The sequence below is a fragment of the Burkholderia sp. YIM B11467 genome, from assembly GCF_052952715.1.
This window is the reverse complement of sequence record NZ_JBQVSQ010000013.1, coordinates 183,544-190,340: the sequence shown is the minus strand read 5'-3', so window position 1 is coordinate 190,340 and position 6,797 is coordinate 183,544. Positions and strand designations below refer to the sequence as shown.

At 60.0% G+C, this 6,797-nt stretch carries 1 protein-coding gene; it reads right to left on the bottom strand.

All coding sequences use genetic code 11. The features are described from left to right. Positions 1 to 6,521, bottom strand: a 6,521-nt coding sequence (locus ACTRWB_RS33050; RefSeq protein WP_446904377.1) for an ESPR-type extended signal peptide-containing protein, incomplete at its 3' end; no start/stop codon positions are given. Between the last annotated feature and the right edge of the window lie 276 nt (positions 6,522 to 6,797).

Genomic DNA, 6,797 nt, shown 5'->3' with positions numbered 1-6,797 from the left:
GTCGACAGCGACGACACCGAGCTATTAGTCGAACTCAGACCGGTCGACAGCGAGCTGATGCCCGTCGAAGTCGACGTGGACAGCGAAGAAATCGAGCTGGTGGCCGACGACAAACCGGTCGACGTCGAGGTCGACAGCGACGACACCGTGCTATCGGTCGAGCTCAGACCAGTCGACAGCGAGCTGATGCCTGTCGAGGTCGACGTGGACAACGAAGAGATCGAGCTGTTGGCCGACGAAAGGCCGGTCGACGTGGAGGTCGACAACGACGTGATCGAGCTGTTCGCCGACGACAAGCCGGTCGACGTCGAAGTCGACAGCGACGACACCGAGCTATCGGTCGAGCTCAGACCGGTCGACAGCGAGCTGATGCCCGTCGACGTCGACGTCGACAGCGAGGAAATCGAGCTGTTCGCCGACGACAGGCCCGTCGAGGTCGAGGTCGACAGCGACGTAATCGAACTGTTAGCCGACGACAAACCGGTCGACGTCGAGGTCGACAGCGACGACACCGTGCTATCGGTCGAGCTCAGACCAGTCGACAGCGAGCTGATGCCCGTCGAAGTCGATGTGGACAGCGAGGAGATCGAGCTGTTGGCCGACGACAAGCCGGTCGACGTGGAAGTCGACAGCGACGTGATCGAGCTGTTCGCGGACGAGAGACCCGTCGAAGTCGACGTGGACAGCGAGGAAATCGAGCTGTTAGCCGATGACAAGCCGGTCGACGTGGAAGTCGACAGCGACGACACCGTGCTATCGGTCGAGCTCAGGCCGGTCGACAGCGAACTGATGCCTGTCGAGGTCGACGTGGACAACGAAGAAATCGAGCTGGTGGCCGACGACAAGCCTGTCGAGGTCGAGGTCGACAACGACGTGATCGAGCTATTCGCCGACGAAAGACCTGTTGACGTGGAAGTCGACAGCGACGTCACCGAACTATCGGTCGAGCTCAAACCAGTCGACAGCGAACTGATGCCCGTCGAGGTCGACGTAGACAACGAAGAAATCGAGCTGTTGGCCGACGACAGACCGGTCGACGTCGAGGTCGACAGCGACGACACCGTGCTGTCCGTCGAACTGAGGCCAGTCGACAGCGAGCTAATGCCCGTCGAGGTCGACGTCGACAACGAAGAGATCGAACTGTTGGCCGACGAGAGACCGGTCGAGGTCGAGGTCGACAACGACGTGATCGAGCTGTTCGCGGACGACAAACCGGTCGACGTCGAGGTCGACAGCGACGACACAGTGCTATTGGTCGAGCTCAGGCCAGTCGACAGCGAACTGATGCCCGTCGAAGTCGACGTGGACAGCGAAGAAATCGAGCTGTTGGCCGACGACAGGCCGGTCGACGTCGAGGTCGACAGCGACGACACCGTGCTGTCGGTCGAGCTCAAGCCGGTCGACAGCGAGCTGATGCCCGTCGAAGTCGACGTGGACAGCGAAGAAATCGAGCTATTGGCCGACGACAAGCCAGTCGACGTCGAGGTCGACAGCGACGACACCGTGCTATCGGTCGAGCTCAGGCCGGTCGACAGCGAGCTGATCCCCGTTGAAGTCGACGTGGAAAGCGAAGAGATCGAGCTGTTCGCAGACGAGAGACCTGTCGACGTGGAAGTCGACAACGACGTGATCGAGCTGTTCGCAGACGACAAGCCCGTCGAAGTCGACGTAGACAACGAAGAAATCGAACTGTTCGCGGACGACAAGCCGGTCGAGGTCGAGGTGGACAACGACGTGATCGAGCTATTCGCCGACGACAGGCCCGTCGATGTCGAAGTCGACAGCGACGACACCGTGCTATCGGTCGAGCTCAAGCCGGTCGACAGCGAACTAATGCCCGTCGAGGTCGACGTGGACAACGAAGAAATTGAGCTATTCGCAGACGAGAGACCCGTCGAAGTCGATGTGGACAACGAGGAGATCGAGCTGTTGGCCGACGACAAGCCGGTCGACGTCGAGGTCGACAGCGACGACACCGTGCTGTCCGTCGAACTGAGGCCGGTCGACAGCGAGTTGATGCCCGTCGAAGTCGACGTGGACAGCGAAGAAATCGAGCTATTGGCCGACGACAGGCCCGTCGAGGTCGAGGTCGACAGCGACGACACCGAGCTATCGGTCGAGCTCAGACCAGTCGAAAGCGAGCTGATGCCCGTCGAGGTCGACGTAGACAACGAAGAAATCGAGCTATTGGCCGACGACAGACCGGTCGAAGTCGAAGTCGACAGCGACGACACCGTGCTATCGGTCGAGCTCAGGCCGGTCGACAGCGAGCTGATGCCTGTCGAGGTCGACGTGGACAGCGAAGAAATCGAGCTATTGGCCGACGACAAGCCAGTCGACGACGAAGTCGACAGCGACGACACCGTGCTATCGGTCGAGCTCAAGCCGGTCGACAGCGAACTAATGCCCGTCGAGGTCGACGTGGACAACGAAGAAATTGAGCTATTGGCCGACGACAAGCCGGTCGACGTCGAAGTCGACAGCGATGACATCGAGCTATTAGTCGAGCTCAGACCGGTCGACAGCGAGCTGATACCCGTCGAGGTCGACGTGGACAACGAAGAGATCGAGCTGTTAGCCGACGACAAGCCGGTCGACGTCGAGGTCGACAGCGACGTGATCGAACTGTTGGCCGACGACAAACCGGTCGAGGTCGAGGTCGACAGCGACGACACCGTGCTATTGGTCGAACTCAGGCCGGTCGACAGCGAGCTGATGCCCGTCGAAGTCGACGTGGACAACGAAGAGATCGAACTGTTAGCCGACGACAAGCCGGTCGACGTTGAGGTCGACAGCGACGACACCGTGCTGTCGGTCGAGCTCAAGCCAGTCGACAGCGAGCTGATCCCCGTCGAAGTCGACGTGGACAGCGAAGAAATCGAACTGTTGGCCGACGACAAGCCCGTCGAGGTCGACGTGGACAACGAAGAAATCGAGCTGTTAGCCGACGACAAGCCGGTCGACGTCGAGGTCGACAGCGACGTGATCGAACTGTTGGCCGACGACAAACCGGTCGATGTGGAAGCCGACAGTGACGACACCGAGCTATTGGTCGAACTCAAGCCCGTCGACAGCGAGCTGATGCCCGTCGAAGTCGACGTAGACAGCGAAGAAATCGAGCTGTTAGCCGACGACAAACCGGTCGACGTCGAGGTCGACAGCGACGACACCGTGCTGTCGGTCGAGCTCAGGCCGGTCGACAGCGAGCTGATGCCCGTCGAAGTCGACGTGGACAACGAAGAGATCGAACTGTTAGCCGACGACAAGCCGGTCGACGTCGAGGTCGACAGCGACGACACCGTGCTATTAGTCGAGCTCAGGCCGGTCGACAGCGAGCTGATCCCCGTTGAAGTCGACGTGGACAGCGAAGAAATCGAGCTGTTGGCCGACGACAAGCCGGTCGAGGTCGACGTGGAAAGCGACGTGATCGAACTGTTGGCCGACGACAAACCGGTCGACGTCGAAGTCGACAGTGACGACACCGAGCTATTGGTCGAACTCAGGCCCGTCGACAGCGAGCTGATGCCCGTCGAAGTCGACGTGGACAGCGAAGAAATCGAGCTGTTGGCCGACGACAGGCCGGTCGAGGTCGACGTGGACAGCGACGTGATCGAGCTGTTCGCTGACGACAAGCCAGTCGAAGTCGACGTCGACAGCGACGACACCGAGCTATCGGTCGAGCTCAGGCCCGTCGACAGCGAGCTGATCCCCGTCGAAGTCGACGTAGACAGCGAAGAAATCGAGCTATTGGTCGACGACAGGCCCGTCGAGGTCGAGGTCGACAGCGACGATACCGTGCTGTTGGTCGAGCTCAGACCAGTCGACAGCGAGTTGATGCCCGTCGAGGTCGACGTGGACAACGAAGAGATCGAACTGTTGGCCGACGACAAACCGGTTGACGTCGACGTCGACAGCGACGACACCGTGCTGTTGGTCGAGCTCAGGCCCGTCGACAGCGAGCTGATGCCCGTCGACGTCGAGGTGGACAACGAAGAAATCGAGCTGTTGGCCGATGACAAGCCCGTCGACGTCGAAGTCGACAGCGACGACACCGAGCTATTTGTCGAACTCAGGCCGGTCGACAGCGATCCGATGCTGGTCGAGGTCGACGTCGACAACGAGGAAATCGAGCTATTGGCCGACGACAGGCCGGTCGAGGTCGACGTGGACAGTGACGTGATCGAGCTGTTCGCTGACGACAAGCCAGTCGAAGTCGAGGTCGACAATGACGTGATCGTACTATTGGCCGACGACAACCCAGTCGATGTCGAAGTCGACAGCGACGACACCGTGCTATCGGTCGAGCTCAAGCCAGTCGACAGCGAGCTGATGCCCGTCGAAGTCGACGTCGAGAGCGAAGAGATCGAGCTGTTAGCCGACGACAGACCGGTCGAGGTCGACGTGGACAGCGAAGAAATCGAGCTATTGGTCGACGACAGGCCCGTCGAGGTCGAGGTCGACAACGACGTGATCGAGCTATTCGCCGACGACAAGCCCGTCGACGTCGAGGTCGACAACGACGTGATCGAACTGTTCGCGGACGACAGGCCCGTCGAGGTAGACGTGGACAACGAAGAGATCGAGCTGTTGGCCGACGACAAGCCGGTCGACGTCGAGGTCGACAGCGACGTGATCGAGCTATTCGCCGACGACAGACCGGTCGAGGTCGACGTAGACAGCGACGTGATCGAACTGTTCGCGGACGACAGCCCCGTCGAGGTCGACGTAGACAGCGAAGAAATCGAGCTATTGGCCGACGACAAACCCGTCGACGTCGAGGTCGACAGCGACGCCACCGAACTACCAGTCGAGCTCAGGCCGGTCGACAACGAGCTAATGCCCGTCGAGGTCGACGTAGACAACGAAGAGATTGAGCTGTTAGCCGACGACAAGCCGGTCGACGTCGATGTCGACAGCGACGTGATCGAACTGTTCGCGGACGACAGCCCCGTCGAGGTCGACGTAGACAGCGAAGAAATCGAGCTATTGGCCGACGAGAGGCCCGTCGATGTCGAGGTCGACAACGACGTGATCGAGCTATTCGCCGTCGACAAGCCCGTCGATGTGGAGGTCGACAGCGAAGAGATCGAGCTGTTGGCCGACGACAAACCCGTCGACGTCGAGGTCGACAGCGACGCCACCGAACTACCAGTCGAGCTCAGGCCGGTCGACAACGAGCTAATGCCCGTCGAGGTCGACGTAGACAACGAAGAGATTGAGCTGTTAGCCGATGACAAGCCGGTCGACGTCGAGGTCGACAGCGACGCCACCGAACTACCAGTCGAGCTCAGGCCGGTCGACAACGAGCTAATGCCCGTCGAGGTCGACGTAGACAACGAAGAGATTGAGCTGTTAGCCGATGACAAGCCGGTCGACGTCGAGGTCGACAGCGACGTGATCGAACTGTTGGCCGACGAGAGGCCGGTCGACGCGGAAGTCGACAGCGACGTGATCGAACTGTTAGCCGATGACAGACCGGTCGAGGTCGAGGTCGACAACGACGTGATCGAGCTATTCGCCGATGACAAGCCCGTCGATGTGGAGGTCGACAGCGAAGAGATCGAGCTGTTGGCCGACGACAAACCCGTCGACGTCGAGGTCGACAGCGACGACACCGAGCTTTTGGTCGAGCTCAGGCCGGTCGACAACGAGCTAATGCCCGTCGAAGTCGACGTGGACAGCGAAGAAATCGAGCTATTGGCCGACGACAGCCCGGTCGAAGCGGAGGTCGACAGGCTCGTAATGCTCGAAGTCGTGGTGCTTGCGACCGAGTAGAGCTGACTGCCGTTGATGGCGTCGGTGCTGGTCGCGCTGACGAGGCCTGCCGCGACGTTCTGGATACGACGTTCCGAGTTCACCTGGCCGACGCTGACGACGCCGCCTGCCGAGCCGGCGCCGGCGAAGTTGCCGAACGTCAGACCACCGATCGACGTGGAATTGACCGTGGTGGTGCCGGCACTCGAAGTTGTCAGTGCACTGGTCGTCGCCGAACTGCTGCCGAGTGCGACCGAATTCGTGACATTTGCTGTCGACGACGCTCCTATGGCTACGGCGTTGCTAACAGAAGCACTGGAAGAGCTTCCGAGAGCGACGCTGGAAGTACCGCTAGCAGTGGCGCTCGCTCCTACGGCGGTAGCGCTTGTATCAGTAGCATTAGCCGCCCATCCGAGCGCAGTAGCGGTACTCCCGCTCGCAAGACTATATCCGCCAAGCGCTACTGCATATGTGTTGCCGGCAGTAGCGTAACCGCCAATCGCGATTGCCCATTGCTGACTCGCGGAGGCAATCCCTCCGCCACCGCTACCGATGGCGATCGATGCACCTTGTGTTGCAGAAGAGCTGGCATTTGCAGCGTACTGCGCATGGGCATCATGCACTTGCGCGCCCAACGCCAATACCGCCACAGCGGCGGCCTGAACCACTTTCGATTTCTTCGGCTTACCTCGGGCGGAAGCCAGCTCCGATACAGCAACCCAGGTTCCCAGTGATTCACTCCAGATCGAACGATACGCCCTATTCATCGCTCACTCCCCGCCCGCTTTACTCGCCCGGTCACACATGAACTCCATGACCCGGTTCAGTTTGTTAAATTTTGTTTAAATAAAAACGAGTTCGAACAAAATCATTCGCCTCGCAATCCACAACGAAATTATTTTCAGACGGATTCAATTTCGAAAACCGCGACTCTCACCAAGAGTCTATTGGCCACCCGGGCCCACATTGCGAACCTTTGTGACACGACTCGACCTCTGGCCTATCCTCCAAGCCATCGAGACCCAATCCGCCTGACGAAAACA